The sequence below is a fragment of the Ruegeria sp. SCP10 genome, assembly GCF_040329495.1.
GTDB lineage: Bacteria > Pseudomonadota > Alphaproteobacteria > Rhodobacterales > Rhodobacteraceae > Ruegeria.
The window spans coordinates 463958-490471 of sequence record NZ_JBDZYF010000002.1 but is presented as its reverse complement, the minus strand read 5'-3'; the positions used below and the strand labels follow the sequence as shown (position 1 = coordinate 490471).

At 59.3% G+C, this 26514-nt stretch carries 26 protein-coding genes; 15 read left to right on the top strand and 11 right to left on the bottom strand.

Annotated features, from left to right (window positions below):
* Positions 1 to 26: 26 nt before the first annotated feature.
* Positions 27 to 539: a protein-tyrosine phosphatase family protein gene (locus ABLN87_RS08815; RefSeq protein ID WP_353009144.1), complete on the bottom strand. Its 513-nt coding sequence runs from the start codon at positions 537 to 539 to the stop codon at positions 27 to 29.
* Positions 540 to 712: 173 nt separating this feature from the next.
* On the opposite strand from ABLN87_RS08815, the gene ABLN87_RS08810 reads away from it, so the two are divergent.
* The 3 genes from ABLN87_RS08810 to recR all read left to right on the top strand — a co-directional run bounded on the left by ABLN87_RS08810 (position 713) and on the right by recR (position 3623).
* Positions 713 to 2476 (top strand): DNA polymerase III subunit gamma/tau, encoded by a 1764-nt coding sequence (locus ABLN87_RS08810; protein ID WP_417750390.1) that lies wholly within the window; start codon positions 713 to 715, stop codon positions 2474 to 2476.
* Between the two features lie 147 nt (positions 2477 to 2623).
* Positions 2624 to 2968, top strand: coding sequence for a YbaB/EbfC family nucleoid-associated protein (locus ABLN87_RS08805; RefSeq protein WP_353009142.1), 345 nt, complete (start codon positions 2624 to 2626; stop codon positions 2966 to 2968).
* 61 nt (positions 2969 to 3029) lie between these two features.
* Complete coding sequence (gene recR, locus ABLN87_RS08800) at positions 3030 to 3623, top strand: recombination mediator RecR (RefSeq protein ID WP_353009140.1); 594 nt, start codon at positions 3030 to 3032, stop codon at positions 3621 to 3623.
* Between the two features lie 9 nt (positions 3624 to 3632).
* On the opposite strand, the gene ABLN87_RS08795 is transcribed toward recR, so the two are convergent.
* Entirely contained in the window at positions 3633 to 4340 is a 708-nt protein-coding gene (locus ABLN87_RS08795) for an SMI1/KNR4 family protein (RefSeq protein WP_353009137.1), read from the bottom strand.
* A 165-nt stretch (positions 4341 to 4505) separates the two neighbouring features.
* On the opposite strand from ABLN87_RS08795, the gene ABLN87_RS08790 reads away from it, so the two are divergent.
* Positions 4506 to 4994, top strand: coding sequence for a hypothetical protein (locus ABLN87_RS08790; RefSeq protein WP_353009135.1), 489 nt, complete (start codon positions 4506 to 4508; stop codon positions 4992 to 4994).
* Here ABLN87_RS08790 and ABLN87_RS08785 read toward each other — a convergent pair.
* Positions 4991 to 5632, bottom strand: coding sequence for a ribonuclease T2 (locus tag ABLN87_RS08785; RefSeq protein WP_353009133.1), 642 nt, complete (start codon positions 5630 to 5632; stop codon positions 4991 to 4993). The genes ABLN87_RS08790 and ABLN87_RS08785 overlap by 4 nt on opposite strands.
* A 130-nt stretch (positions 5633 to 5762) precedes the next feature.
* On the opposite strand from ABLN87_RS08785, the gene ABLN87_RS08780 reads away from it, so the two are divergent.
* Both ABLN87_RS08780 and ABLN87_RS08775 read left to right on the top strand, forming a co-directional pair.
* Entirely contained in the window at positions 5763 to 6527 is a 765-nt protein-coding gene (locus ABLN87_RS08780; protein ID WP_353009131.1) for a DUF1013 domain-containing protein, read from the top strand.
* 52 nt (positions 6528 to 6579) lie between these two features.
* Positions 6580 to 6969 carry a hypothetical protein gene (locus ABLN87_RS08775; RefSeq protein WP_353009129.1) on the top strand — a complete coding sequence of 130 codons (390 nt, stop codon included), beginning with the start codon at positions 6580 to 6582 and terminating at the stop codon, positions 6967 to 6969.
* A 47-nt stretch (positions 6970 to 7016) separates the two neighbouring features.
* Here the strand turns inward: ABLN87_RS08775 and ABLN87_RS08770 are convergent, their stop codons facing one another.
* Together ABLN87_RS08770 and ABLN87_RS08765 are read right to left on the bottom strand one after the other, a co-directional pair.
* Positions 7017 to 8048: a permease gene (locus ABLN87_RS08770; RefSeq protein WP_353009126.1), complete on the bottom strand. Its 1032-nt coding sequence runs from the start codon at positions 8046 to 8048 to the stop codon at positions 7017 to 7019.
* Positions 8041 to 8349: an ArsR/SmtB family transcription factor gene (locus ABLN87_RS08765; RefSeq protein WP_353009124.1), complete on the bottom strand. Its 309-nt coding sequence runs from the start codon at positions 8347 to 8349 to the stop codon at positions 8041 to 8043. Before ABLN87_RS08765 ends, ABLN87_RS08770 begins: the two co-directional genes overlap by 8 nt.
* A gap of 132 nt (positions 8350 to 8481) precedes the next feature.
* Between ABLN87_RS08765 and ABLN87_RS08760 the strand changes: the two genes are divergently transcribed.
* The 7 genes from ABLN87_RS08760 to ABLN87_RS08730 all read left to right on the top strand — a co-directional run bounded on the left by ABLN87_RS08760 (position 8482) and on the right by ABLN87_RS08730 (position 18570).
* The gene (locus ABLN87_RS08760; RefSeq protein WP_353009122.1) at positions 8482 to 9942 is read left to right on the top strand and encodes a PLP-dependent aminotransferase family protein; all 1461 of its coding nucleotides are present in this window, start codon (positions 8482 to 8484) and stop codon (positions 9940 to 9942) included.
* A gap of 125 nt (positions 9943 to 10067) precedes the next feature.
* Positions 10068 to 11837: a sulfoacetaldehyde acetyltransferase gene (gene xsc / locus ABLN87_RS08755; protein ID WP_353009120.1), complete on the top strand. Its 1770-nt coding sequence runs from the start codon at positions 10068 to 10070 to the stop codon at positions 11835 to 11837.
* Positions 11838 to 11864: 27 nt separating this feature from the next.
* A complete protein-coding gene (gene pta / locus ABLN87_RS08750; protein ID WP_353009118.1) occupies positions 11865 to 12908 on the top strand; it encodes a phosphate acetyltransferase in 1044 nt (347 codons plus the stop codon).
* Positions 12909 to 12963: 55 nt separating this feature from the next.
* Positions 12964 to 13995: a YeiH family protein gene (locus ABLN87_RS08745; RefSeq protein WP_417750389.1), complete on the top strand. Its 1032-nt coding sequence runs from the start codon at positions 12964 to 12966 to the stop codon at positions 13993 to 13995.
* A 27-nt stretch (positions 13996 to 14022) separates the two neighbouring features.
* A complete protein-coding gene (locus tag ABLN87_RS08740; RefSeq protein WP_353009116.1) occupies positions 14023 to 16842 on the top strand; it encodes a molybdopterin oxidoreductase family protein in 2820 nt (939 codons plus the stop codon).
* Positions 16843 to 16933: 91 nt separating this feature from the next.
* The gene (locus ABLN87_RS08735) at positions 16934 to 17683 is read left to right on the top strand and encodes a 4Fe-4S dicluster domain-containing protein (RefSeq protein WP_353009114.1); all 750 of its coding nucleotides are present in this window, start codon (positions 16934 to 16936) and stop codon (positions 17681 to 17683) included.
* Entirely contained in the window at positions 17683 to 18570 is an 888-nt protein-coding gene (locus ABLN87_RS08730; RefSeq protein WP_353009112.1) for a dimethyl sulfoxide reductase anchor subunit family protein, read from the top strand. The genes ABLN87_RS08735 and ABLN87_RS08730 overlap by 1 nt, the downstream gene beginning before the upstream one ends.
* 146 nt (positions 18571 to 18716) lie before the next feature.
* Here the strand turns inward: ABLN87_RS08730 and dapA are convergent, their stop codons facing one another.
* Positions 18717 to 19589, bottom strand: a complete 873-nt coding sequence (gene dapA / locus ABLN87_RS08725) for a 4-hydroxy-tetrahydrodipicolinate synthase (protein ID WP_353009109.1) — start codon at positions 19587 to 19589, stop codon at positions 18717 to 18719.
* 135 nt (positions 19590 to 19724) lie between these two features.
* Here dapA and ABLN87_RS08720 point away from each other — a divergent pair, with 135 nt between their 5' ends.
* Positions 19725 to 21698, top strand: coding sequence for a lytic transglycosylase domain-containing protein (locus tag ABLN87_RS08720; RefSeq protein WP_353009107.1), 1974 nt, complete (start codon positions 19725 to 19727; stop codon positions 21696 to 21698).
* Here the strand turns inward: ABLN87_RS08720 and ABLN87_RS08715 are convergent.
* Both ABLN87_RS08715 and mnmD read right to left on the bottom strand, forming a co-directional pair.
* Entirely contained in the window at positions 21672 to 22541 is an 870-nt protein-coding gene (locus ABLN87_RS08715) for a DMT family transporter (RefSeq protein WP_353009105.1), read from the bottom strand. The two genes, ABLN87_RS08720 and ABLN87_RS08715, sit on opposite strands and share 27 nt — an antisense overlap.
* Positions 22538 to 23203 carry a tRNA (5-methylaminomethyl-2-thiouridine)(34)-methyltransferase MnmD gene (gene mnmD / locus ABLN87_RS08710; protein ID WP_353009102.1) on the bottom strand — a complete coding sequence of 222 codons (666 nt, stop codon included), beginning with the start codon at positions 23201 to 23203 and terminating at the stop codon, positions 22538 to 22540. Before mnmD ends, ABLN87_RS08715 begins: the two co-directional genes overlap by 4 nt.
* A 55-nt stretch (positions 23204 to 23258) precedes the next feature.
* Between mnmD and ABLN87_RS08705 the strand changes: the two genes are divergently transcribed.
* Complete coding sequence (locus tag ABLN87_RS08705) at positions 23259 to 24293, top strand: NAD(P)/FAD-dependent oxidoreductase (protein WP_353009100.1); 1035 nt, start codon at positions 23259 to 23261, stop codon at positions 24291 to 24293.
* A 7-nt stretch (positions 24294 to 24300) separates the two neighbouring features.
* Here the strand turns inward: ABLN87_RS08705 and ABLN87_RS08700 are convergent, their stop codons facing one another.
* From ABLN87_RS08700 to ABLN87_RS08690, 3 genes are all read right to left on the bottom strand, one after another.
* Positions 24301 to 24840 (bottom strand): NADPH-dependent FMN reductase, encoded by a 540-nt coding sequence (locus ABLN87_RS08700; protein WP_170533307.1) that lies wholly within the window; start codon positions 24838 to 24840, stop codon positions 24301 to 24303.
* A gap of 87 nt (positions 24841 to 24927) precedes the next feature.
* Positions 24928 to 25599: an OmpA family protein gene (locus ABLN87_RS08695; protein ID WP_353009098.1), complete on the bottom strand. Its 672-nt coding sequence runs from the start codon at positions 25597 to 25599 to the stop codon at positions 24928 to 24930.
* Positions 25600 to 25729: 130 nt separating this feature from the next.
* On the bottom strand, positions 25730 to 26425 hold the full coding sequence (locus ABLN87_RS08690) for a helix-turn-helix transcriptional regulator (RefSeq protein WP_353009096.1): 696 nt from the start codon (positions 26423 to 26425) through the stop codon (positions 25730 to 25732).
* Between the last annotated feature and the right edge of the window lie 89 nt (positions 26426 to 26514).

Here is a 26514-nt window from a genome sequence, read left to right as displayed (position 1 = left end):
TCAAGACCCTTAGAGATTTAGCCGGATCACCCCGAACGCAGTTCGAGTACGTCGGTGGTCGCGCGTGTGGCCCATCTCATCTGCTCGTCGGTCTCAACTGCGCACGGACGCAGCGCTCGCAAGCGAGTCAACGCTTGATCAAAACGCTCACCGCATTCGATCATCAGCCGCAGAACAACCATTCCTGATCGCCCGCACCCACCCCGGCAGTGAACCAGCACCCGGCCACCCCCAGACAGCGCATGTCGCGCCGCCGCGCTGACGGCAACCCACTCATCCTCGATACTGGGTGACGGAACTCCATAGTCCTCGACCGGCAGATGTACCCACCGGCTGGCGCGCCCCTGAATGTCGCTGCCAAAGCTCTGTGCGCCGACCTGCAACATCTCGGCATCTGTCGTCATTGAGATCACAAGCCCGGGTTTCCAATCTGATATCGTGTCCAGATCATCGGCATAGTCGCCCCCACGACCCGGCAGCGACGTCAGCGCAAGCGTGCCACCCCCAACCTGCAAGGCATAGACCACCAGCTGAGACATCAAAGTCCTCCTCCCAAAACCGCGCCTGTTCAAAAGTTTTGTTTCTGCAAATCTGAGACCCCAGTTTACGCAGATCGCGATTCGCTCCAAACCAAATTTCCTGAAGCGCGCTGTGGACGCGGGCAGCGGCGGCCACTACGCTGTGGCGACGTCCCGAATCCGCCAGAGCAGACATGACCGAAACAGACAGCCCCGCCTATCAGGTTCTCGCCCGCAAATATCGCCCGGAAACCTTTGCGGATCTGGTGGGTCAGGATGCAATGGTGCGCACCCTGAAAAACGCGTTCGAGGCCGATCGGATCGCGCAAGCCTTTGTCATGACCGGCATTCGTGGGACGGGTAAAACCACCACGGCCCGTATCATCGCCAAAGGCATGAATTGCATCGGTGCGGACGGCAATGGCGGCCCGACCACCGAACCCTGCGGCCAGTGCGAGCACTGCACCGCGATCATGGAAGGTCGTCATGTCGACGTGATGGAGATGGACGCCGCCAGCCGCACGGGCGTCAATGACATCCGCGAGATCATCGACAGTGTCCGCTATCGCGCCGCCTCAGCCCGTTACAAGATCTACATCATCGACGAGGTTCACATGCTCTCGACCAGCGCTTTCAACGCGCTGCTCAAAACGCTGGAGGAACCACCCGCCCATGTGAAATTCATCTTTGCGACCACCGAGATTCGCAAAGTCCCCGTCACGGTTCTGTCTCGCTGCCAGCGCTTCGACCTGCGCCGGATCGAACCCGAAGATATGATCGGCCTGCTCCGCAAGATCGCCACAGCCGAAGGGGCCGAGATTGCCGAGGATGCATTGGCATTGATCACTCGTGCGGCGGAGGGATCAGCGCGGGATGCGACCTCGCTGCTGGATCAGGCGATCTCCCACGGGGCCGGGGAGACGACGGCTGATCAGGTGCGTGCCATGCTCGGTCTGGCCGATCGTGGACGGGTTCTGGACCTGATGGACATGATCCTGCGCGGCGATGCCGCCGGCGCGCTGACCGAACTCAGCGCGCAATATGCCGAGGGCGCCGACCCGCTGGCTGTGCTGCGCGATCTGGCCGAGATCACCCATTGGGTCTCGGTCGTGAAAATCACGCCGGACGCAGCAGAGGACCCAACCGTATCGCCCGACGAACGCGCGCGCGGCCAACAGATGGCTGAGGCCCTACCCATGCGCGTGCTGACTCGGATGTGGCAGATGCTGTTGAAAGCGTTGGAGGAAGTCTCCGCTGCGCCAAACGCGATGATGGCAGCCGAAATGGCTGTGATCCGCTTGACCCATGTGGCCGACCTGCCCAGCCCGGAAGAGTTGATCAAACGTCTTCAAGATGCACCGCCACCGCCCATGGGCGGGACGGGAGGCGGCGCACCCGCCCACAACAATGGCGCGGCCCCTGTGGAAACACGCGGTCCGATGGCTACACCTAACCAGCCCACACCGCGCAGTTCCGGCGGCGCGCCTGTCGCAGCGCTCGCACAAGATGTTCAGGTCGCGCTGGCCCGGTATCCGACCTTCGACCATGTGGTCGAGCTGATCCGGACCAACCGCGATGTCAAATTACTGGTCGAAGTCGAAAACGGTGTTCGCCTGGTTTCATACCAACCCGGTCGGATTGAGTTCACACCCGCCCCGCAAGCCCCAACTGATCTGGCCCCTCGGCTCGGCTCGGCCTTGCAACGCTGGACGGGCAACCGCTGGGCTGTTTCTATTGTGTCGGACGGCGACGCGCCGACAATTGCCGAAATCCGCGACAAGGCCGAGCTTGCGCTGAAGGAAGAAGCCACTGAACACCCTCTGGTTCAGGCCGTGCTTGCGCAATTCCCGAAAGCCAAGATCACCAGGATCGAAACCCCCGAACAGCGCGCGGCGCAGGTGGAAACCGAAGCCCTGCCCGAGGTCGAAGACGAATGGGACCCGTTCGAGGAGGACTAGGCTTCGCGCCTTGAGACTAAGCTGCAGGGTCAGAACCTCGGGAAAGCTATCCTACGACCTCGAAGACAACGGGACGTTGTCTGCCCCCTTGTACCATAGCTGCACCCCTCGTATTTAGGCATCAAACAGAGATACAGGAGAAATCGGATGCTCAAAGGTTTAGGCGGTCTGGGCGATATGGCCAAGATGATGAAATCGGCTCAGGACCTGCAGACCAAGATGACCGACATGCAGGAAGAACTGAACACCATCATGGTGGTTGGTGAATCCGGTGCAGGTCTGGTCAAGGCAACAGCCACAGCCAAGGGCGAACTCAAGGGGCTGGATATTGATCCGTCGATCTTCAACGGCGACGACAAGGAAGTGGTCGAGGACCTGATCCTGGCCGCGATCAAGGACGCCCAGACCAAAGCTACCGAACGCTCTCAGGCCGAAATGGCCAAGCTGACCGAAAGCATGGGCTTGCCCGCTGACATCAAACTGCCGTTCTGATCTCGGTCATTTCGCTAATACACTCACCGGAGGCCACCTCCGGTGCCAGACAGGACAGGCCGTGAGCTCAAACAGCGACATCGACAATCTGATCGACCTGATGGCAAAACTGCCGGGCCTCGGCCCGCGTTCGGCCCGTCGCGCCGTGCTGCACCTGATCCGCAAACGTGCCCTGTTGCTGACGCCCTTAGCGGACACGATGCAACAGGTCGCTGCCACCGCCCGCGAATGCCTGAATTGCGGCAATGTCGGCACCACCGATATCTGTGACATCTGCAATGACGAGGCCCGCGCGACCGGAGAGCTCTGTGTGGTTGAAGACGTCTCGGACCTCTGGGCGATGGAACGCGCCGGAGTCTTCAAAGGCCGCTACCATGTTCTGGGCGGCACTTTGTCTGCTCTGGATGGCGTGGGCCCCGACGAATTGCGCATTCCGAGGTTGAAAGACCGCGTTGTAGCCGAAGAGATTTCCGAGGTCATCCTTGCCCTGAATGCTACTGTCGATGGCCAGACCACCGCCCACTACATCGCTGACCAACTAGAGGGTCAGGTCCGCCTGACTTCACTGGCACAGGGTGTGCCGATTGGAGGGGAGTTGGACTATCTGGATGATGGGACAATCACAGCAGCATTGAGGGCGAGGAAAGAGTTGTAGTTGTCGGCTTTATTGACGAAAAAACACATTTTTCAAGCGATCCAGTATTCCTATGTCGGGACTTCTTGAATCCTCAGCCTGCTTCGCCAGACGCTCCCAATCCTTGGTGTCACCTGGAAGTGGGCTAACTTCTGCGATCTCTGTTCCGTCGTCCCGATACCGGGTCATCTGCCTGCTGACTTCATCTTCAAGAAATCTTGATAGGGAGGGCCAACTCGCCCCTACCAAATCAAAATCACGATGATAGAGTTCGACCTCTCCAGTGCTGTTCAAATAAAGTTGACCCTGAGAATACCAATCCCCATTCATTGTACCGAAACCGAAATGGCCTTCTGGGATGTACTCGGGTCTCAAATAGTAAAGGTTCTGATAGCTGATGCTAATTGGTTGCCCAATAGGGTCTTCCAAACTTCGGGGATTTATTCCCATCGTAGCACCCAACAACGAAATACCCATAATCTGTGCGCCATTAAACACTCTCAATAAGTCCTTATACGGCTCAGGCAGGTATCGCCCGCTTTCCTCCTCAGCACACACAAGCCCTTCTTCAGACAGACCCGCGTAACACCGGCATAGATAAGCAGTAGGAGCCTCGCTAGGCATGTGCCCGGTCGCAAAACCACCGTCTTCGGCTTCAACAAAACCTAGTGCATCCCACCTTTCACGCATCATTTGCGAGACTAGGTTTGTTTGCTCCAAAACGCTTTTGGTTTCCATCTCAAGCTTCCGACCGTTAATGTGAATCTGCATCTACTAGGCCACGGAAAAGATAGATCAAATACCTTTTTTGAAAGAAGATGAAACCGTAAGCCAAAATAGTCTTTGTTGTACAAATCACCTATGCCAGATTGCACATGAACACTGGAAATCACTGATAGTCCCATGACCCGCCTTCTCGCCCTCACCATCGCCGCTTTCACGGCCACCTCTGCCCTCGCTCAAGACCTCGTCGACAAGGGCTTTGTCGAAAGCTGGAACATCATGATGGATCCCGCGCTTGGGAACAGGTGCCTGATCCAGACGGTGTATCAGGACCTCTCGGTCGTGCGTCTGGGCTATGACGCGCTGGACAATCGCGGGTATTTCACTGTGTTCAACAAGGCCTGGGGCGAGATTGAGCCGGGGCAGAGCTATCCGATCCGGTTCGAGCTGGACGGTAAGAGCTTTGATGCCACAGCCATCGGGTTCAAACAGGACCGCGTGCCGGGGGCGACGGTGTTCTTCACGGACCGCGACTTCGTGACAGCGATTGCGCAGAACAAAACGATGACCGTTTTCAACCCCGAGGGTCAGCCGGTCATGGCGATTGATCTGACAGGCACAGCCAAAGCGCTGGAATATGCGCGCGAGTGCCAAAACAAAGAGCTTTAGCGAATCGGATCAAGCAGCGCGTCTTTGGCCGCACAATCGCGGATCACATCCCGTCCACACGGGACCGGGTTCAGATCGCGGGACAGGCACAAGCGAACCTCTTCGATGTACCCCTGCTTACAAGTTACAGTGATCATGTCGCGCTCTAGTCCGGGATTGGCCTTTAGAAAAGCCTCTTCGACCACTGCGGCGGGCAGTTTCACGGTTGCGTCCAGTTGGCGAAAAACACTGGGGCGTTCAACACGGTCATAAGCCTCGCGCGACAGGGCGAAATAGGCTCTTGCTGACAGGCCCGAACAGGTGCCATGTTTTTTCCACTGATGCCAAGCCAGACCAGAACTGCCCTGAATATCCTCCATCGCGCGGGTCATGCTGCGCGAGGGCGGGGCCTCGGGCGTGCGGCAGTACGACGGCCAGCCCTGATGGAATTGCGGCCAGAGTCCGTGCAAGATCCAGCCATGATCGTGCCGCGCATCGCATTGATCCGACCCACGTGCGTCCCCTTCGCGGGCGCACCAGTTTGGTGACCAGCTGAGCGACAGGACATAATAGTCAAATTCGCCCGCCTTCTCGCCCTCGGCCTGCGCCGCCGCAGCGCCCAGCAGCGCGAAAACAAAGCCCAGAATCCCTTGGCGCATTCGCCTCTTCCCTTCTTGCACTGGCGCGACTATATACGGGCCAAGTTCCCCGACAACGGAAACCTGCCCCAAAATCCCGGGGCCGCCGAATTCCGGCGACGGGACAGATGTATGTATAGGAGACGGGCTGATGGCAAAACCGCTTATGGCCAAGGCTACCGCCGTATGGCTGGTGGACAACACCACGATCAGCTTCAAGCAGATCGCGGATTTCGTAGGGATGCACGAGTTGGAAGTGCAGGGCATCGCCGATGGTGATGTGGCCACTGGTGTGAAAGGTTTCGACCCGATTGCCAACAACCAGTTGACCCAAGAAGAGATCGACACGGCGCAGAACAACCCGCTGCACAAGCTGAAGCTCAAGTTCAACCCGTCGGCCACGGGCGAGGAAAAGCGCCGCGGCCCGCGCTATACCCCGCTGTCCAAACGTCAGGACCGTCCGAACTCGATCCTGTGGCTGGTCAAATTCCACCCAGAACTCACTGATGGACAGATCGCCAAGCTGGTCGGAACCACCAAACCGACGATCCAGTCGATCCGCGAGCGCACGCATTGGAATATCTCCAACATGCAGCCCATCGACCCGGTTGCCCTGGGCCTATGCAAACAGTCCGAGCTGGACGCCGTGGTTCAGAAGGCGGCCGCGAAGAAGGCGGCCGAAGGCGGCGTGATGAGCGATGATGAACGCCGCAAGCTGGTTTCGACCGAGCAGTCGCTGGAAATGGACGCTGCGCCGAAAATCCCGACGGCGATTGAGGGTCTGGAGACCTTCTCTCTGTCAGACGAACCGGAAGGCGAGACAGAAGACAGCGATCCGATCGTGGATGCTGACAGCTTCTTCAACCTGCCCAAAGGCAGCGGGGACGAAGAAGAAGAGGACGATCAGCGCCCCTGATGTGTTTGCCGCCTCGGCCTAAACAGGCCGGGGCCTTTCCAACGGAAGCCTCATGCTTAGCGTACTTTCCGCCATTTTTGGCCCACACCACGCCGTTTCGATTTATGCGTTCCTCAGGACTTGGGGCCTGGGTCTGGCTGCGGGCGTAGGGATGATCGCAATCGTATCCACTCTGTTCCTACTGGGCGGAGATGGCGAGCACGAGCATCATTCGTTCATGACCGTCCCCGTCCTGTCCGCCACCGCGATCAACGGTGACCTCAGAAATGGCGTGATCGCATCGGTCCGGCTGCCGGATGGTACCGCAGCCTCGATCACCTCGACCGAGGCACCCGTGTCCCAAACAGTTGGAACCAGCGCCTGCATCGAAAAGCGCATCTATGTGGACAGCGGAGAGCCCAGATATCGCTTCAAACTGCCAAAGTTCTGCGACGCAAGCTGATCTGAATGGAATTGAAACCGCCCGGCCATGGAGCCGGGCGGTTCCCTTTAGAGCGTCTGGAACACGATGCCGGCGACGATCGCACCGCCAACGCCGAGGCTCAGATAGGTGGCGAAAACACGCGGCTTCACCAGCGACCAGACCGCCGCCATCGCAGGGATCGAGCTCACAGCACCTGCGACCATGAACGACATCGCAGCGCCCGCAGTCATACCCTGTTCCATCAAACCGGCCAAAAGCGGCGGCGCGACGTAGGAGTTCAGGTAGGCAGGCATTCCAACCAGTGCTGCGATTACGATGGGCAACACACCTTCGCCTCCAACAACGCGGGCAATCAGGTCTGCAGGTACGTAGCTGACCAGCAGCGCCTCAAGCACATAGGCCAAGGCCAACCATTTCAGCAGGAAGATACCATTGTGCAAAAACTCGGCGCGGAAACGCTGACGTCGTTCGGGTTCCTGCCAGAATTTCCAGACCGGCTTGTCATCCATCTTGGGCCCGCAGCCGCAGCATCCCGCCGGTTTGTATTCCCGCAAAGGCTGGGCGAACGCCCCGCTGCGCATTAAAAAGCGAACGGCGAAACCGCCGAACAGGCCCAGCGCTACGGCAGCCACCGCCTTGCCAATAGCAAAGGGCCAACCCAATGCGCTTGCCGTAATCAGCAACGTCGGCGGGTCGATGAGCGGTGAGCTGAGCCAGAACGCCATCACCGCTGACAGCGGTGCACCCAAAGCCAACAGACCGGCGATAAACGGAATAACCTCACAGGAACAAAACGGCGCTAGACCACCGAACAGGGCCGCCAGAAAGATCATCCGTGTTTCGCGCCCTTCAAAGGCGCGCGCCACCATAACTTCGGCCCCTGTAGCCTTGAGGTACGAGAGCAACAAAACCGCAAACAGGATGTACTGACCCGTATGCGCCAGTGCCTTGGCTGCGAAGGTCACGACCGCGACCCAGTTGCCCGGATCAAGGATCGCCACCAACGCCAGGATGGCAATGATCAGCGCCCAAGGCGTCTTGATTAGGTTAAGCACAGCCTTAGATGAAAGTTTCGGATTTTGTGTTAACTCAGCCATCGTTCGCGGCCTTTCCCACCTCATCGGCGCAGCATTCGCTAAGAATGAACTGCGCCAGATTTCGCAACTCGTCAAAGCAGGCACGGTTAATCGTGCTGCGCCCGATCTTTTCCTGTTCGACAACGCCACCGGCAGCCAGAAACCGCAGGTGATGGGCCAGGGTTGATGGTGCGATCCCGGTGCGCGTCTGGATTTCGCCGACGGTCAAACCGGTCTCACCCGCGCGGACGAGCGTTTTCAGAACCTGTAACCGGGCCTCGGACCCCATGGCCGAGAATCCCGCCGCTGCGGTTTCCCACATTTGATTTCTCCATTAAACTAATCTTCTAGTTATTTAGTTTGATTCGAGCTGTCCGTCAATCCACTGCTAGAAATTTCAGCAACTAGTGTAAGTCCAGATTGCCCTATCCTTAGGTCCAGCCTATAAGCGCCTATGGCCATCTCGATCGACACATTCTTCCTTGAGCTCAATGGGCAAGGCACGCTGCAGGCGCAGATCCAGCAGATGATCGCCGAAGGCATTCTTTCAGGTCGGTTCCATGTCGGAGAGAAACTGCCATCGTCCCGGAAACTGGCTGCACATCTGGGTGTCAGCCGCATCACCGTGACGCTGGCCTATACTGAACTGCTGGCTAATGACTACCTGACTGCGAAAGGCCGATCCGGATACTACGTGTCCGAGAATGCGCCGGTACCGCCAAAATATTCACCTGTTCAGCGCAACGAAGAAACCATTGATTGGAACAGCGCCTTGGCCCGTCGGTTTTCAGGCGGGGATTTGTTGTCCAAGCCCGCTGATTGGCGCGACTACCGCTATCCATTCATTTACGGGCAGGCCGACCGAACCTTATTCGATCACGCCAACTGGCGGCTCTGTGCTGTTCGCGCGCTTGGGCATAAGGACTTCGCCTCGTTAACCGCCGACTACGTGGATCAGGATGATCCGCTGCTGGTGGAATTCATTGCCCGCCACACCCTGCCCCGCCGTGGCATTGCTGCCCGGCCCGAAGAGATTCTGATCACCATGGGCGCGCAGAACGCGCTGTGGCTGGCCTCACGCGTGTTGCTTACCCACCATCGCACTGCAGTGATCGAAGACCCTTGCTATTACTCGCTGCGCAACCTGCTAGATCATTGGGACTGCGATATAACGGCCCTTCCCGTCGACCGGGACGGCCTGCCCCCAGATCAGTTGCCCGAAAACACCGATGTGATCTTCACCACCCCCAGCCATCAAAGTCCCACCACCGCGACCATGCCTATTGCGCGCCGGCACAAACTGCTGGAACGCGCGCGCGAATTGGACGCCATGGTGGTTGAAGATGACTACGAGTTCGAGATGGCCTTTCTGGGCGCGCCCTCTCCGGCACTGAAGTCGATGGATCGGGATGGGCGCGTAATCTATGTGGGTAGCTTCTCAAAATCTCTCTTTCCCGGATTGCGATTGGGGTACATGGTCGGGTCAGAGCCCTTCATTCGTGAAGCACGCGCCCTTCGATCCATGGTGTTGCGTCATCCGCCGGGCCATATCCAGCGGACCGCGGCCTATTTCCTGTCGCTGGGCCACTACGACGCTCAGATCAGGCGCATGTCCAAAGCACTGGCAGATCGGCGGGAAACGCTCGACAAGGCCGTCGAACACCACGGGTTGACCGTCGCCGGACGGGGCATCATGGGCGGATCATCCCTGTGGATGTCAGCACCCGAGAATGTCGACACCACCCGGCTTGCGCACAAGCTGCAGGGACAAAGCGTACATATCGAACCCGGGCTGCCCTTCTTCTCGGGGCCAGGGCAGCCACAGAACTATTACCGGCTTGGGTATTCCTCCATTCCCCAAGATCGGATCGAGCCTGGGATAAAGCTGATCGCCGATGCGATCCGGGCAAACTGATAGCCGACTGGACCTAATCCGCGCCGCGTTCTGGACCTAACGCCACCCCGCCCAATGGGTCAAAACCGATGGCAACGGCGGGGTAGCGTGCCCGGCCATTCCTCACCTGCCCGGAGATCAGTCACATGAAAATGACCACAGAAGAAGCTTTTGTTAAGGTCCTGCAAATGCACGGGATCGAACATGCGTTTGGGATCATCGGCTCGGCCATGATGCCGATCTCGGATTTGTTCCCCAAAGCCGGGATCATGTTCTGGGACTGCGCCCATGAAGGCAGCGCCGGTATGATGGCCGATGGCTACACCCGCGCCACCGGCAAGATGTCGATGATGATCGCCCAGAACGGACCCGGCATCACCAACTTCGTCACCGCCGTTAAAACCGCCTATTGGAACCATACCCCGCTGCTGCTGGTCACCCCTCAGGCGGCAAACAAGACCATCGGTCAGGGTGGTTTCCAGGAAGTCGAGCAGATGAAGCTGTTCGAAGACATGGTCGCTTATCAGGAAGAAGTCCGTGATCCGTCCCGCGTTGCCGAAGTTCTGACCCGCGTCATCAGCCAGGCCAAGCGTCTGTCGGGCCCGGCGCAGCTGAACATTCCGCGCGACTTCTGGACTCAGGTCGTGGACATCGAAATCCCCGAGCCCATCGAATTCGAACGCAGCCCGGGTGGCGAAAACTCGGTGGCGAAAGCGGCTGAGATTCTGTCGAACGCCAAGAACCCGGTCATCCTGAACGGCGCCGGCGTTGTTCTGTCTGAAGGCGGCATCGACGCGTCAATGGCGCTGGCTGAGCGTCTGGACGCACCGGTTTGTGTTGGCTACCAGCACAACGACGCCTTCCCCGGCAACCACCCGCTGTTTGCTGGTCCGCTGGGCTATAACGGCTCGAAAGCCGGTATGGAGCTGATCAAAGAAGCCGACGTTGTTCTGGCTCTGGGCACCCGTCTGAACCCGTTCTCAACCCTGCCCGGCTATGGCATGAGCTACTGGCCCGAAGATGCCACCATCATTCAAGTCGACATCAACCCGGACCGTATCGGCCTGACCAAGAAGGTAACTGTTGGCATCGTCGGTGACGCCGCCAAAGTAGCAAACGGTATCCTGCGTCAACTATCTGACGACGCTGGCAACACTGGCCGTGAAGCGCGCAAGGCCAACATCGCGCAGAAGAAATCCGCTTGGGCGCAGGAGCTGACCTCGCTGACTCACGAGCAAGACGATCCCGGCACCACGTGGAACGAACGCGCCCGTGCCGCCAAGCCCGACTGGATGAGCCCCCGTATGGCCTGGCGCGCAATCCAACAGGCCCTTCCGCGCGAAGCAATCATCTCGTCCGACATCGGCAACAACTGCGCCATCGGCAACGCCTATCCAGATTTCGACGAGGGTCGCAAGTATTTGGCACCGGGTCTGTTCGGCCCCTGTGGTTACGGTCTGCCCGCCATCGTCGGCGCTAAGATCGGTCAACCGGACGTGCCAGTTGTTGGCTTCGCCGGTGACGGTGCCTTTGGCATCGCAGTGAACGAGCTGACCGCCATCGGCCGCTCGGAATGGCCCGCCGTAACCCAGATCGTTTTCCGCAACTACCAGTGGGGTGCGGAAAAGCGGAACTCGACCCTGTGGTTTGACGACAACTTCGTGGGCACCGAACTGGACACGCAAGTGTCTTACGCCGGTATCGCACAGGCCTGTGGTCTGAAAGGTGTGGTCGCCCGTACTCAGGATGAGCTGACCGCTGCCCTGAACCAGGCCATCGAGGATCAGAAGAACGGCATCACCACCCTGATCGAAGCCATGATCAACCAAGAACTGGGTGAGCCCTTCCGCCGCGACGCGATGAAGAAGCCCGTTGCAGTTGCCGGTATCGATGCCAGCGACATGGCTGCACAGTAAGCCAAACTCGGATCGGAGCCGGAACGTATGACCCTAACGCCCATCGAGCTTTTGCGTCAGAACGTCCCGGCGACCCGACCTGTGATTTCCCTCTGCGAAGGCAGTGATCCCCGCGTTGTTGCGGGGGCACTGGCCGCGCATCAGGCCGATCTAGCCGATATCATACTGGTTGGACTTAGGGCCGACGTAGAAGCCGCGCTGCAAGACCAGGGCGCCGCTCCGTCAACCGGTATCGCGGTTCACGACCCTGCAACCTCGGACCTGTCCGAGGAATTTGCCCAAACCTATTTTGAGCTGCGCCAGCACAAAGGTGTCGACCTTACGAAGGCTCAGGCGGCTGTCAAAACCCCCTCTGTCTATGCGGCGATGTTGGTCCGCAGTGGCCGGGCCAACGGTACGGTTGGCGGTGCTGTTCACACGACCGGAGACATCGTCCGCGCGGCCATTCATGTGATCGGCATGGCGCCTGACGCCGGAATGGTGTCGTCTTTCTTTTTGATGTACCCGTCTGAGAACGCGCAACCCGGCGCGCGCGCAATGATCTATTCCGATTGTGGGTTGATCATCAATCCAACCTCGGACGAGCTGAGCAAAATCGCTATCGCCTCGGCAGCTTCAGCCCGCGCCCTTCTGCAGGTTGACCCCAAGGTTGCGATGCTCAGCTTTTCGACCAAAGGCAGCGCCCGACATTCGGATGTCGATAAGGTGGTCGCGGCAACGGACACTCTGCGCAACGCTGCTACTGATTTGGATGTTGATGGAGAGCTGCAATTCGACGCAGCCTTTGTGCCATCGGTCGCGGATCGCAAATCCCCCGGATCAACTGTGGCAGGTCAGGCCAATGTAATGATCTTCCCCAATCTCGACGCGGGCAATATCAGCTACAAGATCACCCAAAGGCTGGGGGGCTACAGCGCGATTGGCCCGGTTCTGCAAGGGTTGGCAAAACCCGCCAATGACCTTTCCCGCGGCTGCAGCGCAGACGATGTGACACAAATGATTGCCGTAACCGTGTTGCAGTCGCTAAGTGTAGCCTCACCACCACCGCCGGTTCATTCAGCTAGCACCTAATCTTTGCGGCTTTGCCGCCAAACATGAAATGCGTTCAGGAAAGAACACCCGACAGATGCTGGCTAAGTTAGATCTCAAAAACCATTTCGGCGCGGACGCCAAACAGACGTTGCGCACTTTATTTCCCGGCGTGATGGTTGCGATCATCGTTGCTGTATCAGCAAAGTTTCTGTCCGAACATTATGCAACCCCCGCCATGCTGATGGCGCTGTTGCTTGGTATCGCGCTCAGCTTTCTGGGGGAAGAAGGCAAAACCGTCCCCGGCGTCAATTTCTCCGCCAAGTCTCTGCTACGTCTGGGTGTTGCGCTTTTGGGGGTGCGCATTTCGATGACACTGATGGTGGGCCTTGGCTGGGATCTGATCGCGCTGGTTGTGGGCGGCGTGCTGTCCACGATCGCCTTTGGCCTTCTGATCGCCGGCTTCTTTGGACATAAATGGCGTTTTGCCTTCCTGACCGCTGGCTCTGTCGCCATTTGCGGCGCCTCCGCCGCGATGGCAATCAGTGCGATCCTTCCAAAGGATGAGCGATCCGAGGAACGGCTGATCTTTACCGTGCTTGGTGTTACCGTACTGTCGACCATAGCAATGATCGCCTATCCGATCCTGGTGCGCACTTTGGGTATGAACGAGGTTGCAGGCGGCGTGTTTTTGGGTGGCACGATCCACGACGTGGCACAAGTTGTCGGCGCAGGTTTTTCAATTTCTGAACAGACGGGCGACACCGCCACGCTGGTAAAACTCTTCCGCGTGGCGATGCTGGCCCCGGTGGTTCTGATCGCATCGCTTATCATTCGAGGTTTGACCAACTCGGACGAAATGGGCGCGCGACCACCGATCCTGCCCGGCTTTGTGATCGGCTTTCTGGTTCTGGCAGCGGCCAGTTCCTTTGGCCTGATCCCACCCTTCCTCTCGGAACTGCTCAGCCAAACGTCACGTTGGCTGCTTCTGATCGCGATCGCCGCAGTCGGGATGAAAACTAATCTGAAACAAATCCTGTCGGTCGGCGGCGCCGCAATTGCCCTGATCGTTGTAGAAACTCTTTTTATTGCAGGAGTTATCCTCGCCGGACTAACATTCCTGACCTGACCCGACGCCCCTAAACAAGGACGCCAGATGACAATCCAGCAACCGAAGATCGACACCAGCCCGAAAGTCTCGGACGAGATCCGCAAGACCACGTGTTACATGTGCGCCTGTCGCTGTGGCATCAACGTTCACATGAAAGACGGTAAGGTTGCTTACATCGAAGGCAACCGCGATCATCCGGTGAACAAAGGCGTGCTCTGTGCCAAAGGCTCGGCCGGGATCATGCAAGTCAATGCCCCATCCCGCCTACGCAAACCATTGCGCCGGGTGGGTCCGCGCGGGTCCGGAGAGTTCCGCGAAATCGAATGGGATGAGGCAATCAGCACCGCTGTTGGTTGGCTGAACGAATTGCACGAGACGGCTCCGCAAAAGCTGGCCTTCTTCACCGGCCGCGACCAGAGCCAGAGCTTCACCAGCTTCTGGGCACAGAATTTTGGCACACCCAACTATGCGGCCCATGGTGGCTTCTGCTCGGTCAATATGGCCGCTGGTGGAATCTACACAATGGGCGGCGCCTTCTGGGAGTTTGGCCAGCCTGACTGGGACCACACCAAGCTGTTCATGCTGTTTGGCGTGGCCGAGGATCATGACAGCAACCCGATCAAGATGGGTATCGGCAAGATCAAGGCGCGCGGCGCGCGGGTGATCGGCGTGAACCCGATCCGTTCAGGCTATAACGCGGTGGCTGACGACTGGGTCGGGATCACGCCCGGCACAGACGGTCTGTTCATCCTGTCGCTGATCCATGTGCTGATGAAGGCGGGCAAGATCGATCTGGACTATCTGAGCCGTTACACCAACGCGCCAGTTCTGGTGAATGCCACCGAGGGTCCAGAGAAGGGCCTGTTCCTACGCGACGTCGATGGCAAACCGCTGGTGATCGACCGCGTGACCGGCAAGCCAACCGCCTTTGACCAACCCGGTGTACGCCCTGACCTTTCAGCGACATACGAAAAGGATGGTGTCACCCACCGCCCGGTCTTCCATCTGATGGCTGAAAAATACCTCAGCGACGATCACGCCCCCGAGGCCGTGGCCGACCGCTGTAGCATCCCTGCCCAACGCATCCGCGCCATTGCCGCCGAAATTGCCCGCGTCGCCTTTGATGAGGCGATCGAGCTGGATCATGAATGGACCGACTTTCGGGGTGAAACACATTCCAAGATGACAGGTCGGCCCGTCAGCTTCCACGCCATGCGCGGGATTTCCGCCCATGCCAACGGGTTTCAGACCTGTCGCGCCCTGCATGTGCTGCAAATTCTGCTTGGTACGGTCGAGGTCCCCGGCGGCTTTCGTTTCAAACCGCCTTACCCCAAACCGGTTGAGGCGCACCCGACCCCGCACGGAGACCGTCGCCCGGGCCGCCCACTGGAAGGCCCTCACCTTGGCTTCCCGCGTGGTCCCGAAGACCTGCTGCTTGACGAGTGCGGCACCCCCCAGCGTATCGATAAGGCCTTTACCTGGGAAAATCCGATGTCGGCCCACGGGCTGATGCATATGGTAATCTCAAATGCCGCTGCGGGTGATCCCTACAAGATCGACACGTTGTTCATGTACATGGCGAACATGTCATGGAACTCCTCCATGAACACCAAAGGTGTGATGGAGATGCTCACGGCCAAGACCGAAGACGGCAAATATGTCATCCCGAATATCATCTATTCGGATGCCTATTCCTCGGAAATGGTCGCCTATGCCGACCTGATCCTGCCCGACACGACCTATCTGGAACGGCACGACTGTATCAGCCTGCTGGATCGTCCAATCTGCGAGGCCGACGCCGCCGCAGATGCGATCCGCTGGCCGGTGATCGAGCCTGACCGCGATGTGCGCGGCTTCCAATCAGTACTGATCGAACTGGCCAACCGCATGAGCCTGCCGGGCTTCACCAATGAAGACGGCACGCCCAAGTGGAAGGACTACGCAGACTACATTGTCAATCACCAGCGCAAGCCCGGCATCGGCCCATTGGCGGGGTTCCGGGGCGAAGATGGCGACAAAGAAGGGCGTGGAGAGGTCAATCAGGACCAGCTGAACCGCTATATCGAAAACGGTGGTTTCTACGTGGCCCATATCCCGGAAGGGGCCGACTACTACAAACCATGGAACGCGGCCTATCAGGACTGGGCCGTGGGCATGGGCCTTTATGACAGCCCACAACCTTACTTGTTCCAACTATACTCTGAACCAATGCGCAAGTTCCAACTTGCCGCCGAAGGGCACGGCGACCGCCAGCCGCCGGATCACCTGCGCGAGCGGATCAAAGACAAGATGGACCCGCTGCCAATCTGGTATGAAACTGATCAACAGGGTAACGAAGGCTACACCGTCAACGCCCTGACCCAACGCCCAATGGCGATGTATCACAGCTGGGGCACTCAAAACGCCTGGCTGCGGCAGCTGCACGGGCGCAACCCGCTCTATGTCCCGACCAAACTGATGCGCGAACACGGGCTGCAGGATGGCGACTGGGCCAAAGTCAGCTCTCCGCACGGGGAAATCACAGTACCAGTCATGGAGATGGCCGCGCTCAACGACAACACCGTCTGGACCTGGAACGCCATCGGAAAGCGCAAAGGTGCCTGGGCCCTGCAAGAAGACGCGCCCGAAGCCACCAAGGGCTTCCTACTGAACCACCTGATCCACGAGCTCCTACCGCCGAAAGGGGATGGAATGCGATGGGCAAATTCCGACCCTGTAACCGGACAGGCCGCCTGGTTCGACCTCAAGGTCAAAATCGAAAAGACCGACCCGCCATCAGATGCGGAAAGCCAACCTGAATTCGGCGCTATCCAGTCCCCGGTTGGCACCGGTCCCAGGGATATCGCATGGAAGGTCGGAAAATGACCCGATCCATTCTTCATCTGGCTAAAAGTATCCCGGGGTCTGGGGCAGAGCCCCAGCCCGCCCTCACCACCAAAGCGGAGGCAAGGCCGTCATGACCCAGCTCCCCCAATCCACCGAACGCAAGATGGGTCTGGTCATCGACCTGGATACCTGTGTGGGCTGCCACGCCTGCGTGATTTCCTGCAAAGGTTGGAACACCGAAAATTACGGCGCGCCCCTGTCGGATCAGGATGCCTATGGGGCCGACCCATCCGGCACCTTCCTGAACCGTGTGCATTCTTACGAGGTACAACCGGAACAAGGTGCGGCTCAGCTGATCCATTTCCCCAAATCCTGTCTACATTGCGAGGATGCACCCTGCGTCACCGTCTGCCCCACCGGGGCCAGCTACAAGCGGGTCGAGGACGGGATCGTATTGGTCAATGAAAGCGACTGCATCGGCTGCGGCTTGTGTGCCTGGTCCTGCCCCTATGGCGCGCGCGAGATGGACATGGCCGAAGGGGTGATGAAGAAATGCACCCTCTGCGTTGATCGCATCTACAACGAAAACCTGCCCGAGATAGACCGCGTGCCTTCATGTGTGCGCACCTGCCCGGCCGGTGCCCGCCATTTCGGCGACCTCGGCGATCCGAACAGCGATGTCAGCAAACTGGTGGCAGAGCGGGACGGCATGGACCTGATGCCCGAAATGGGCACCAAACCGGTTAACAAATACCTGCCACCTCGACCCAAAGATCAGATTGAGGACCAGATCGACATTCTCGCCCCTCTGCTGGCCCCTGTAGCGGAAGAGCCCAAAGGGTTCCTTGGCTGGCTCGATAAAACACTGGAGAAGCTCTGATGCATCCGGCCCCTTCTGTCATCATCTTCACCACCTTGTCCGGTCTGGGCTTTGGTCTGCTTATCTTTCTGGGCCTCGGCCTGCCCGAAGTCACCGGCTGGGTTGCGTTTGTGTTTTTTGCCATCGCCTATGCCTTGGCCGTCGGCGGTCTGATGGCGTCAACCTTTCACCTTGGCCACCCGGAACGCGCGACCAAAGCCTTAACGCAATGGCGCTCAAGCTGGCTTAGCCGGGAAGGTTGGTGTGCGGTTATCGCCCTGATCATTATGGGGTTCTATGCTATCGGCGCTGTGTTTCTTGGGCAGCATTGGGGCGCACTTGGACTGCTGGGCGCACTGTTTTCGCTTGCGACGGTGTTTACGACATCAATGATCTACACACAGCTCAAGACGATCCCGCGCTGGAATTTGAAACTGACACCGGCGATGTTCCTGAGCTTTAGCTTGGCCGGGGGGGCACTGCTGGCTGGCCAGACGTCTATCGCCATACCATTGTTGTTGATCGCTGCGTTGGTCCAGATTCTGTACTGGCATCAAGGTGACAGCGCGCTCGCAAACTCCGGAACCGATCTGGGCACCGCAACCGGATTGGGTGCGCGCGGAACCGTGCGTGCGTTTGAGCCGCCGCATACAGGCACCAACTACCTGCTGCGGGAATTCGTCCATGTGGTGGGTCGCAAACATGCACAGAAGCTGCGGATGATCGCGTTTTTGCTGGGCTTTGTGTTGCCTCTGCTTCTGCTGGTTCTACCGGTCGGAGGTTTGGCGTTGAAGCATCTTTTTGCGTTGCTGGCCGCGATCTCACATCTGGCGGGCGTTGCCGCGTCGCGTTGGTTGTTCTTTGCCCAAGCCGAGCATGTGGTCGGATTGTACTATGGCAAGCGATAGGTAGGGGGGCCAGCCCCCCTCTTGAGCCTGCGGCTCAATTCACCCCCCGGGATATTTCTGGCCAGATGAAGTCTGGATCCGGGCTGAAATGGAAAGGGCGGCGCTCGGGGATCGAGGCCGCCCTTTTTACTTGGACTTGTTTAGGCTCAGATCAGACCGGCATGGGCCATGGCCGCGTCAATGGCCGCTTTGGTGCTGTCTTCCAATGTGGTCAGCGGCAGGCGCACCTCAGCGCTGCAGCGGCCCAATTTGCTAAGCGCGTATTTAGCACCCACAAGGCCCGGTTCGATAAAGATGGCCTCATGCAAGGGCATCAGACGATCCTGATAGGCCAGTGCCGTGGCATAGTCGCCTGACATTGTCGCTTGCTGGAATTCAGCGCAGAGTTTCGGGGCCACATTGGCCGTGACCGAGATACACCCGACACCGCCATGGGCGTTGAAGCCCAAAGCCGTCGCATCTTCACCTGACAGCTGGCAGAAATCGGCGCCGCAGCTTGCACGCTGTTGGCTGACCCGCGCCAAATCGCCGGTGGCGTCTTTTACCCCGACAATACGTGGCAGCTTGGTCAGCTCACCCATCGTGGCAGGCGTCATGTCGATGATCGAGCGACCGGGGATGTTGTATATGATAATCGGAATGTCGGCACATTCATGCAGCGCGGAAAAATGTTCGAACAGGCCGCGCTGGGTCGGCTTGTTGTAGTAGGGCGTCACAACAAGTGCGGCATCCGCGCCGACCTTCTTGGCAAACTGAACAAAGCGTACTGCTTCAACCGTGTTGTTCGATCCGGCACCGGCAATAACCGGCACGCGACCTGCGGCGGCTTTGACCACCTCTTCCACAACCGTCTCATGCTCATCATGGCTGAGGGTCGGGCTTTCCCCGGTGGTGCCCACGGGGACCAGCCCGGTAGACCCGGATTCGATCTGCCATTCGACCAGGTGTTTGAGCGTATCCAAGTCCAACGCGCCGTTTGTGAACGGGGTGACGAGGGCGGGCATAGAGCCTTTGAACATGACACGCTCCTTAAGGTGCAGTTTCCGTGTTTTTTATACCTCGGGCCATCACGATTTAGGCTTTGTGAGTTGATCCCGGTGGCGCAAGGTTTATCCTCACAGGCTCTATCCTTGGTTGGTTGGGAAATGCAAGGCATGACACGCGTTCTGGGCCTGATGATGGCCGTGATTCTGTACTCTGCACTGACGCCGCAAGCCGCACGGGCGGATGCCGCCGCTGATTTGCGTGCCGGGTTGAACGAGATGCGCAAGGGCGACTGGAACGAGGCGCTGCGGGTGTCCGGGCAGCGCGGATCGGTATCGCGCGATATCATCGTGTGGGAATGGCTGCGGCAGGGCTTTGGCAGCTCAGGCGATGTGCTGGTGTTCCTGGATCGCCGTCCGGACTGGCCCGGACTGGCCTGGCTGCGCCGCAAAAGCGAGCCGTCTTTTACCGGCGCCGACCCCGATCGCGCCTTGAAGTTCTACGCGGATACGCCGCCGCAAACGGCGGAGGGTGCGTTGAACTACGCTGTCGCCCTGATGGCGAAGGGTCAGCAGGGCGAGGCGCAGGCTGATATTGTCACCGCCTGGCGCACCATGCCCATGGGGGCGGGGTTACAGAAAGACTATCTGGAAAACTTCGGCAAGCTGCTGAAACCGCATCACGCGGCACGGCTGGACCGGATGTTGTGGGATGGTCATCTGGTGAGTGCATCTCAGATGTTACCACTGGTGGGCGCGGATGATCGCAAACTGGCCGAAGCGCGGATTGCTTTGCAGAAACGCCAGCCGGGGGTCGATACCAAGGTGGCGGCGGTTCCGAAAACGGTCGCGGATGCACCGGGCCTTGCCTTTGACCGTTTCGTCTGGCGCGACAGGAAAGAGCTAGATGACAGCGCGGTTGATCTGATGCTGGCCCGATCAACAAGCCCCGAAGCCTTGGGCGAGCCTGACAAATGGGCCGAAGGACGGCGCAGGCTCGCAAGGCTGGAGATGCGGCAAGGCCGACCGGCGCGGGCCTACAAGGTTGCCTCAACCCACCATATGACGCCAGAAATGGGCTATGCCTATGCTGATCTGGAATGGCTGTCCGGATTCCTGGCCTTACGCAGGTTGAACGATCCAGCTACGGCTGTGCGTCATTTCCAGAATTTCTCGGACGCCGTGCAATCGCCAATCTCGAAAGGTCGCGGTGGGTATTGGCTGGGCCGTGCTTATGCGGCGCAGGGTGAGGCGGAAAAGGCCTATGAGGCTTATGCCATCGGGGCGGATAATCAGACCTCGTTCTACGGGTTGTTGGCGGCGGAACAGATCGGACGCCCGTTTGATCCTGAACTGGCCACACCCCGCCGTGCGCCGCATTGGCGGCAGGCGGATTTCACCAACTCGAGCGTTCTGGAAGCCGGGCTGCTGCTGTTGAAAGCAGGCGAGGATAATCTGTCCGAGCGGTTTCTGACGCATCTGGTCGAAAGTCTCGATCCGGTTCAGGCCGCTCAGTTGGGCGATCTGGCGATTGAGCTGAACGAACCGCATCTGGCGGTCATGATTGCCAAACGGGCGGCCACCACCGGAACGGTTCTACCCGCAGCCTACTACCCGGTGCACCCGGTGGCCGATATGGGCCTGCCCATGGCCAAAGAGATGACACTGGCCATCGCACGACGCGAAAGCGAGTTTGATCCGGTTGTGATCAGCGGTGCAGGCGCGCGCGGTCTGATGCAGGTGATGCCAGCCACGGCGAAACTGGTGGCACAGGAGCTAGGTATCCTCAGCGGGCATCAGACCGGACGCTTGACTTCGGACTGGCAGTACAACGCGAAACTCGGGGCCAATTACCTGTCGGGGCTTGCGGCTGATTTCAACGGCAATGTGGTCATGATGGCGGCCGGATACAATGCCGGGCCACGGCGGCCCATTTCTTGGATGGAACGCTATGGCGACCCACGCCGGGGGCAGGTTGATGTGGTCGATTGGATCGAGACCATCCCGTTTAGCGAAACTCGCAACTATGTGATGCGCGTGGCAGAAAGCCTTCCGGTTTACCGCGCGCGTCTGGGCCAACCAGCCCTGCCAATCCCCTTTTCGCAGGAGTTGACCGGCTCAACCCTGGCTGCGTTCGCGCCATAGGGTGAAAAGGCCCGCGGCCACAACAACTGCCGCCCCGACAACCACCTCGGGGCGCAGTACTTCACCAAAGACCGAAATGCCTAGGATCGCGCTCCAGACCAGGTGGAAATAGGCAAAGGGTTGAACGGCGCTTGCCTCGGCCATCTCATAGCACTTGATCAGCAGCCAATGCCCAAGCGCCCCGCTGACGCACAACACCGCCATCCAGCCCCAATCGCCTTGGGCCATGGGTTCCCAGAACCACATGCCAACAAGCGTCATGGCGACTGCACCGGACACGCCGGTCCAGAAAAAGCTGGTGGCCGTACTGTCCTGACGCGCGGCATAGCGGGTCAGCAAGCCGTACAAGGCAAACATCAAGGCTGAGATCAACGGAATGATGGCCCAAGGATTAAACACTCCGACCCCCGGCTGCAGGATGATCAGAACACCAACGCAGCCCACACCAATCGCCGTCCACCTACGCCATCCGACCCGTTCGCCCAACACCGGTCCGCTCAGTGCCGCAACGAGCAGCGGATAGCAGATAAAGACTGCCATGCTGTCGATCAGACCCAGAATGGTAAAGCTGAATACGGCAACGCAGATTTCAGCCGCCAGCAAGACACCCCGAAAGATCTGCAATCCGAGTTGGTTGGTTCGTGTCGTTGCTCTCAATCCTCCGGGCGCGCGCGCAGCCAAGGCGATCACGAAGGCAGCGAAGAACCAGTAGCGGATCATCACAACCATGTACGTATTATAGGACTCGGCCAGATGGCGAGAGATTCCATCCTGCAAGGCAAAGACGATTGTCGCGCCGATCATCAACACAACGCCCGCACGTGTGTTGTTCTGCTGCGTCATGCTTTGACCGCCCGTGTCATATGGCGTTTGCGGCCATAGCCGGGGGTCCTGGTAACTTGGAATCCCGCCTCTTCCAATCCGCGCCGCACGAAGCCGGCGGCGGTATAGGTGGCCGCCGAGCCCCCTTGGACCGTGTGATCTGCGACCAGCTGCATCAAGTCAGAGCCCCAAAGCTCGGGGTTCTTGGCGGGAGAGAACCCGTCAAGGAACCACGCATCCGCCTGCCCCTGCCAATTCTGTAACGTCTGGCGTGCGTCGCCTTCGATGACGGTTAGCGCCAGCGTATCGAGAACGCACTGTTTCCCTGTCCATTTCTCCAGAAATCGATCCGCCCATGGCGCCAGTTCGGGGAACGCAGCCAAAGCCCGCCGCATATCCGCCCTATCCATTGGAAAAGCTTCGAAGCTTGTGAAGTACAGTGGGGTCGTTTGGCCCACCTGTTCCCAGGCAGACCAGACCGTAAGCATGTTCAACCCGGTGCCGAACCCCAGCTCTGCAATGTGAAAACCGGGGGCAAACCGCGCAGGCAAGTCGTTGCCCGCAAGGAATACGTGCCGTGTCTCCTCAACCCCGTTTTGTAACGAATAGTAAGGGTCGTCGAAACGATCCGAGACGGGTATCTGATCCTCGGTCCACGTGACCTCGGCGCGCTGGTCTGCCATCGGGGAATCCTGTAGCTAAGCGGCGCGACACTGAACAAGGAATAGGAGTTTGGCAATGGTCGATGTGACCGTCCGTGGCGCCGGGATTTTCGGCTTGTCGATCGCCTGGACCTGCGCGCAGCGCGGCGCGAAGGTGCGCGTCATCGACCCCTTTGGGCCGGGCGCGGGCTCCAGCGGCGGTCTGGTCGGCGCTTTGGCCCCGCATGTGCCCGAAAACTGGAACGCCAAGAAGGCTTTTCAGTTCGACAGCCTGATCATGGCCGAACCCTTCTGGGCTCAGGTCGAGGCCGTCGGCGGTGTCTCTGCCGGGTACGGGCGGTTGGGGCGTATCCAGCCGATTGCCGACCCGCGCACCCTTGATCTGGCGCGCGCGCGTGAACTGACTGCACAAGAGCTGTGGCAGGGCCGTGCCGCGTGGCAGGTAATCGACACGGCCGAGGCTGGATCATGGTGCCCGCCCAGCCCGACCGGCTATGTCATTCATGACACGCTAACCGCGCGCATGCACCCACGCCGCGCTTGCGCCGCGCTGGTCGCGGCTTTGGCGGTTATGGAGGTAAAGGTGGTCACTGACGCACCCGATGCAGGTCGGGTTGTGCACGCCACAGGGGTTGCAGGTCTTCAGGAGTTGAGCGAAGCCTTTGGCAAAACGGTCGGCAATGGCGTGAAAGGCCAGGCAGCGCTGCTAAGGTTTGATGCGGGCGCGGTACCGCAGCTGTTTGCAGATGCAATCCATATCGTGCCCCATGCTGACGGGACGCTGGCCATCGGCTCGACCTCGGAACGTGACTATGACGATCCCGCCAGCACCGACAGCGCGCTGGACGATGTGATCGAGCGTGCGATGCAGGCGGTTCCGCTGCTGCACGGGGCCGAGGTGATCGAGCGTTGGGCGGGCGTCCGCCCCCGCAGCAAAAGCCGCGCGCCGATGCTGGGCGAACACCCCCTGCACAAAGGTCAGTTCATCGCCAATGGCGGGTTCAAGATCGGTTTCGGCATGGCCCCGAAAATTGCCGAAGTCATGGCCGATCTTATGCTGGATGGGCGTGATACGATACCGGATGATTTCCGGCCCGAAGCCTCGCTTTGACCCGGCTCTAAGCGCTCAGGTTCCGCAGCTTCTGCATCAAGGTCCCCAGCGTCTGCTCATAGCGCGCACTGGTCAGCCTGCCCTGATCATCAAACTCGTTCGAACTGTTGGCCAGGTGGATTTCCGGACCCTGCAAAATCAGCGGCTGGAACGGTACCATATAGGCCCGCAGGATCATCTGGGCCCGTTCACCCCCTGCACGACCCGCAGCGGCTGACATAACCGCAACGGGTTTGTCGGCCCATGGGTTGCCTTCGGTCCGGCTGACCCAGTCCAGCGCATTTTTTAGAACACCAGAGGGACCTTTGTTGTATTCCGGGGTCGAGATGATCACCGCATCTGCTTGCTCGATCTGAGCCCGCAGGGTCTGAACAACGGCAGGAATACCCTCGCCTTCCTCAAGATCCCCATCATAGAGAGGGAGGTTCAGGTCGGCCTCGACAAACTCGGCGGGATCAAAAAGCCGTGCAGCTTCGCGCAGCAATTTGCGGTTGGTCGCGCTTTGGCGCAGGGACCCAGACAGGCCCAGTAGGATCGGTTTGGACATCAGGGGAAACTCCGTTTCGTTGTTTCCCCATAGTTAGACCGGGACAGGCGCGATCCAAACCCCATTCCGTGCACAGGCCCTGCGCGATCAGGCGTTTCCGCTGGGAACGATCACGATCTCAACCCGACGGTTCTGCGCTTTGCCCGCCGGTGTCAGGTTCGACGCGATCGGATTGTTTTCGCCCTGTCCGATGGTTGTGATGCGGTTGAAGCCGACGCCGTTGGCTTGCAGAATGTCCGCGACCGCATTCGCACGACGGACCGAGAGGCCCTGATTATACGCGGCATCGCCATCACTATCGGTATGGCCGATGATCTGCACATTCGAGTTCGGGTAGTTCACCAGGTTCTGCCCAACCTTCACCAGGTCCGAGCGCAAGGCCGGACGCACAGTGGCGCTGTCGGTGTCAAAGGTGATGTCGTTCGGTACGGTCACAATCAGACGATCCCCGGTATTCACGATAGTGATGCCGTCATTGGCCAGTTGCTGGCGCAGTTCGGCTGCCTGACGGTCAAGCTGATTGCCGATCAGACCACCGCCTGCCGCACCAATTGCGCCGCCCGCCAACGCGCCCAGCAACGGGTCCGAGTCATTGGCAATAGCCCCGACCCCTGCCCCGACCAAACCGCCAATAAGTGCACCCTGCTTGGCATTCTGGTTAGGATCACCGGGCGCATTCAACGTACCCGGATCGGTACATGCTGCCAGCGCCAGGGCCGAGCCCAGCCCGGTTGCCACAATAAACTTGGAAATCGTCATGATATCACCTTCTGCTCCGGCCCCCGGTTTGTTCGGGTTTGCCCTGTTCAGCCCGTTATATCATGGGGACTACCTAAAGGCTCAAGCAACAATGCGGTGAAGTCGGCGAATACCTGCCCAAACCCACCGATCAGGCGGTTTCGACATGGCTGTCCCAACGGGTCTGTTCCTGCCAGAGAGTACGCAGGGAGTCACCCTGGCCGCAAAAGCTCTCATCTATGCTTTCACTGGCCCAGATACGGTCCGTTCGAAAATGGCGAAACCCGCTCCGCAGCTCACACCAGGCGGCCAGCATCGTGCATTCGATATGGTAGATCAGGGCCACGGGGCGGACGACGCGAATAGTGCGTTCCTCTGCCCCATTCACATAAGTGATGCGAATTTTCTGTTCGCTGCGAATGGCCTCTCGATAGTTGGCTACAGGCACGCAGCCTTTGGCGGGATCATCCGGCGGCGTTCCCCAGGTTGAGACCTGCAGCCAGCGCCGTGGTGTGTCATGCAGCGCGTCGATCTTACGGCAGATACGGCGGGCGGCTTCTTGCAGCTCACTATCCCCCGTACGCGCCAGAAGCGACAGCCCCACCCAAAGGGCCTCGACCTCTTCCGCATCGAAATTCAGCGGCGGCAGATCATATCCCCGGCGCATCAGATACCCGATCCCCGCCTCGCCTTCGATGGGGGTGCGCTGCGCCTGCAGTGCCGCGATATCGCGGTAAACTGTGCGCGCCGAGACTTCGAGCTTGGCCGCCAATGCCTCGGCCGTCACCGGCGCGTCAGCCGCGCGCAATATCTGGATGATTTCGAACAATCGGGTCGAACGGCGCATGTTTTTCTCCCTCAACGCTACTGACACATTAGCACGCCCCACTGACAAGGGGGTGTCAGGAGTGATGGGCGAAGCTGGAACAGTCCCGA

What these genes read in the sequence shown, in the direction of transcription:
- pta (WP_353009118.1), top strand. Translation starts at nt 11,865, where the DNA reads ATGACCCTAACGCCCATCGAGCTTTTGCGTCAGAACGTCCCGGCGACC.
- dapA (WP_353009109.1), bottom strand. Translation starts at nt 19,589, where the DNA reads ATGTTCAAAGGCTCTATGCCCGCCCTCGTCACCCCGTTCACAAACGGC.
- ABLN87_RS08765 (WP_353009124.1), bottom strand. Translation starts at nt 8,349, where the DNA reads ATGTGGGAAACCGCAGCGGCGGGATTCTCGGCCATGGGGTCCGAGGCC.
- ABLN87_RS08745 (WP_417750389.1), top strand. Translation starts at nt 12,964, where the DNA reads ATGCTGGCTAAGTTAGATCTCAAAAACCATTTCGGCGCGGACGCCAAA.
- ABLN87_RS08760 (WP_353009122.1), top strand. Translation starts at nt 8,482, where the DNA reads ATGGCCATCTCGATCGACACATTCTTCCTTGAGCTCAATGGGCAAGGC.
- xsc (WP_353009120.1), top strand. Translation starts at nt 10,068, where the DNA reads ATGAAAATGACCACAGAAGAAGCTTTTGTTAAGGTCCTGCAAATGCAC.
- ABLN87_RS08715 (WP_353009105.1), bottom strand. Translation starts at nt 22,541, where the DNA reads ATGACGCAGCAGAACAACACACGTGCGGGCGTTGTGTTGATGATCGGC.
- mnmD (WP_353009102.1), bottom strand. Translation starts at nt 23,203, where the DNA reads ATGGCAGACCAGCGCGCCGAGGTCACGTGGACCGAGGATCAGATACCC.
- ABLN87_RS08770 (WP_353009126.1), bottom strand. Translation starts at nt 8,048, where the DNA reads ATGGCTGAGTTAACACAAAATCCGAAACTTTCATCTAAGGCTGTGCTT.
- ABLN87_RS08730 (WP_353009112.1), top strand. Translation starts at nt 17,683, where the DNA reads ATGCATCCGGCCCCTTCTGTCATCATCTTCACCACCTTGTCCGGTCTG.
- ABLN87_RS08810 (WP_417750390.1), top strand. Translation starts at nt 713, where the DNA reads ATGACCGAAACAGACAGCCCCGCCTATCAGGTTCTCGCCCGCAAATAT.
- ABLN87_RS08780 (WP_353009131.1), top strand. Translation starts at nt 5,763, where the DNA reads ATGGCAAAACCGCTTATGGCCAAGGCTACCGCCGTATGGCTGGTGGAC.
- ABLN87_RS08785 (WP_353009133.1), bottom strand. Translation starts at nt 5,632, where the DNA reads ATGCGCCAAGGGATTCTGGGCTTTGTTTTCGCGCTGCTGGGCGCTGCG.
- ABLN87_RS08740 (WP_353009116.1), top strand. Translation starts at nt 14,023, where the DNA reads ATGACAATCCAGCAACCGAAGATCGACACCAGCCCGAAAGTCTCGGAC.
- ABLN87_RS08695 (WP_353009098.1), bottom strand. Translation starts at nt 25,599, where the DNA reads ATGACGATTTCCAAGTTTATTGTGGCAACCGGGCTGGGCTCGGCCCTG.
- ABLN87_RS08690 (WP_353009096.1), bottom strand. Translation starts at nt 26,425, where the DNA reads ATGCGCCGTTCGACCCGATTGTTCGAAATCATCCAGATATTGCGCGCG.
- ABLN87_RS08720 (WP_353009107.1), top strand. Translation starts at nt 19,725, where the DNA reads ATGACACGCGTTCTGGGCCTGATGATGGCCGTGATTCTGTACTCTGCA.
- ABLN87_RS08795 (WP_353009137.1), bottom strand. Translation starts at nt 4,340, where the DNA reads ATGGAAACCAAAAGCGTTTTGGAGCAAACAAACCTAGTCTCGCAAATG.
- ABLN87_RS08705 (WP_353009100.1), top strand. Translation starts at nt 23,259, where the DNA reads ATGGTCGATGTGACCGTCCGTGGCGCCGGGATTTTCGGCTTGTCGATC.
- ABLN87_RS08805 (WP_353009142.1), top strand. Translation starts at nt 2,624, where the DNA reads ATGCTCAAAGGTTTAGGCGGTCTGGGCGATATGGCCAAGATGATGAAA.
- ABLN87_RS08790 (WP_353009135.1), top strand. Translation starts at nt 4,506, where the DNA reads ATGACCCGCCTTCTCGCCCTCACCATCGCCGCTTTCACGGCCACCTCT.
- ABLN87_RS08735 (WP_353009114.1), top strand. Translation starts at nt 16,934, where the DNA reads ATGACCCAGCTCCCCCAATCCACCGAACGCAAGATGGGTCTGGTCATC.
- ABLN87_RS08700 (WP_170533307.1), bottom strand. Translation starts at nt 24,840, where the DNA reads ATGTCCAAACCGATCCTACTGGGCCTGTCTGGGTCCCTGCGCCAAAGC.
- ABLN87_RS08775 (WP_353009129.1), top strand. Translation starts at nt 6,580, where the DNA reads ATGCTTAGCGTACTTTCCGCCATTTTTGGCCCACACCACGCCGTTTCG.
- ABLN87_RS08815 (WP_353009144.1), bottom strand. Translation starts at nt 539, where the DNA reads ATGTCTCAGCTGGTGGTCTATGCCTTGCAGGTTGGGGGTGGCACGCTT.